The sequence below is a fragment of the Nocardia sp. 852002-20019_SCH5090214 genome, assembly GCF_001665865.1.
Lineage (GTDB): Bacteria > Actinomycetota > Actinomycetes > Mycobacteriales > Mycobacteriaceae > Nocardia > Nocardia nova.
In genome coordinates this window covers 1-2,174 of record NZ_LZMK01000259.1, presented here as the reverse complement: position 1 = coordinate 2,174, position 2,174 = coordinate 1, and the positions used below count along the sequence as shown (strand labels likewise).

The following is a 2,174-nucleotide window of genomic DNA, read 5'->3' as shown; positions in this document are numbered from 1 at the left end:
CGATGGACCGCGACGACCGCTCGGCCTGGTTCGGTTGGCTCGCCCGCCGCGAGCTGATCTGTAACGCCTCGGACCGAGTGTTGTCCTGGACGGCGACCGCGAGCGACGCGGACACCCTCCGTACTGCCCCGCTGACGGTTCATCGCGGCATGCAGGACCCCAAGTGGCGGAGCGGGGGAACACCCGCTGTAGCGGCCGCCTGAGCCCCGGAACCTGTCGGTGGGCAATGCCATCATCGGCCGGAACACGTCCGTCCGGCCGGAGGAGACAACAGATGGCCGTCGCCGAACCCGTCGTGCGAGTCATGGTCCAGTGCCGGCGGTGCCCCGGCTGGCTGCATTCCCCCGCCAGTGTCGCGGCGGGGATCGGCCGCACCTGCGCCAAGAAGGAGCGGGCCGAGCAACTGGCGGCTGTTGCTCGGCCGCTGACGCTGTTCGACGTTGCAGCCTAGCTAGGCGTGCTAGCACGCCTAGCACCCCTGGTCAGCCGCCGTTTCTGTCCAGAAATTCGCGTATCGATCGATCTGTGAGCGACGCCTCGGAGATGCTGCGATCGCCCGTTTCGTAGCGCATCCGATCGACCGCACGCTTGAGGCGAGCCTTGGTCGACGGTCTGATCCGTACGTTGTGCTGCTCGATCAGGCGTTCGTCGAGAGGTACCTGCGGCGGCAACGGCGCGGCCGGTTCGAGAGTCTCCCGGGTCGGTGGCGGCGGTGCTGGGGCTGGATCGGGTGCCGGTTTGTCGGGCAGGTTGTCGGCCGGGTGGCGGCGCCCGATCGCTGGTTTGCGTTCGATAGGGGTCACGCGCGGGCTCCGATCTGCTTGGCGAATCCCAGCTCGGCGGCGAGGTCGGTGTAGGCGATCTGCAGGGACAAGGACTTACCACCGCGGAACTGGTGGATCGGCAACCGGGCGGAATGCGCGTCCTGACGGGCGGCGTAGTCCGGAATCGTTGTCCTGCACACCTTCCCGCCGTCCCGGCCGTAGGTGCCGTACGCGCCGCGCAGCTCGCTCTCCCGGAACAGATGCTCGCCGATCCCGCGGTGCTTGGACACGACGATCCCGCCGAAGTTCAGGCTGCGGTTCGGCCGGCGCTGCACGCGCGCGATGGTTTCCTCGATCTTGCTGACGCCCTTCACCGAGTCGACGGTCGGCTCGGTAACCACCACGACCTCATCGGCGGTCAGCAGCGCGGAGAACAGCAGCTTCCCCAAACTCGGTGGTGTGTCGAACAGGACCACCTCGTACGCGCTGAGGTCGACACCCTCGAGTGCAGCGTCCAGACGCCACACCATGTCGGCGTTGCCGCTCTCGTCGAGGTCGGCCAGATCGTCGGCCGCCGGCGCGATGTCGACCCGATCCCACTGCGAAGCGACGACCACATCGGCCAACGCCCCGGGCTGGGCCTTGGAATCGAAGACATCAGCGATGGTCGGCTGACCATCCTCGACCTCGACGCCGACACCGTTGGTGGCGTTGCCCTGCGCGTCGAGATCGACGATCAGCACGCTCCGGCCGCCCATGTCGGAGATCGCGCTGGCCAGGCCCAGAGTGGTCGCGGTCTTGCCCACGCCGCCCTTCTGGTTGGCCAGCACCAAGCGACGCGGGCGATGCCCGCTCGCTGCGCTCAGCTCGCTCGTATTGCTCGGTGCGCTCACACAGCAAACCTAACAGGTATAGCAAGTACCACTAGCACACATAGCTATGCTAGCAAGCCTATTATGTTTATGTTATTACGTAAAAACGATTTAAATCGTAATAACGTTAAAAAATGACGGATTATGCTAGACTGGTGTGATGAGTGATTCCTCAGCAGAAGCGGCCGGGGCGCCGGATTCGGCCGGTCGCGGCGGGTCGGCGGGAGCCGACCTGCGTGTTTGTCAGTTCCCGCACGCGTGGGATGCGGAGAAGGGCCGGTGGGTGCCGCACGGGCAGGAGTTCCGGCCCGAGCCGGGGCGTGGCCGGCCCTCGGACTACTGCGGTCAGCTGGTCGCCGACCCGGACGGTCAGGTCCGGCGCCACGATCGCGCGACGGCGTTCCTGCGCCGCAAGGAGTTGAAGGCGATCACGGCGGCCGGGGGCGTGCAGCCGACGGCCGCGCCGCGCGGTGAGCAGCGGCCGGTGACCTCGGCGCGGGCGTCGCTGGCCGAGCTGATCGCCCGGTTCGAATCGGTG

General features: G+C 67.1%; 3 protein-coding genes and 1 pseudogene. 3 read left to right on the top strand and 1 reads right to left on the bottom strand.

Features of this window, described 5'->3' with window-relative positions; genetic code table 11:
- Positions 1-203 (top strand): hypothetical protein (locus tag A5780_RS41975; RefSeq protein ID WP_064909219.1); only part of this gene is annotated, 203 nt, incomplete at its 5' end.
- A 71-nt stretch (positions 204-274) separates the two neighbouring features.
- Positions 275-451, top strand: a complete 177-nt coding sequence (locus tag A5780_RS41140) for a DUF6011 domain-containing protein (protein ID WP_197521805.1) — start codon at positions 275-277, stop codon at positions 449-451.
- 348 nt (positions 452-799) lie between these two features.
- Here A5780_RS41140 and A5780_RS19825 read toward each other — a convergent pair whose 3' ends face one another.
- Positions 800-1,657 (bottom strand): ParA family protein, encoded by an 858-nt coding sequence (locus tag A5780_RS19825; protein WP_231983016.1) that lies wholly within the window; start codon positions 1,655-1,657, stop codon positions 800-802.
- Between the two features lie 139 nt (positions 1,658-1,796).
- On the opposite strand from A5780_RS19825, the pseudogene A5780_RS19820 reads away from it, so the two are divergent.
- A pseudogene (locus A5780_RS19820) lies at positions 1,797-2,174 on the top strand (hypothetical protein); the annotation flags it as partial.

What these genes read in the sequence shown, in the direction of transcription:
- A5780_RS41140 (WP_197521805.1), top strand. Translation starts at nt 275, where the DNA reads ATGGCCGTCGCCGAACCCGTCGTGCGAGTCATGGTCCAGTGCCGGCGG.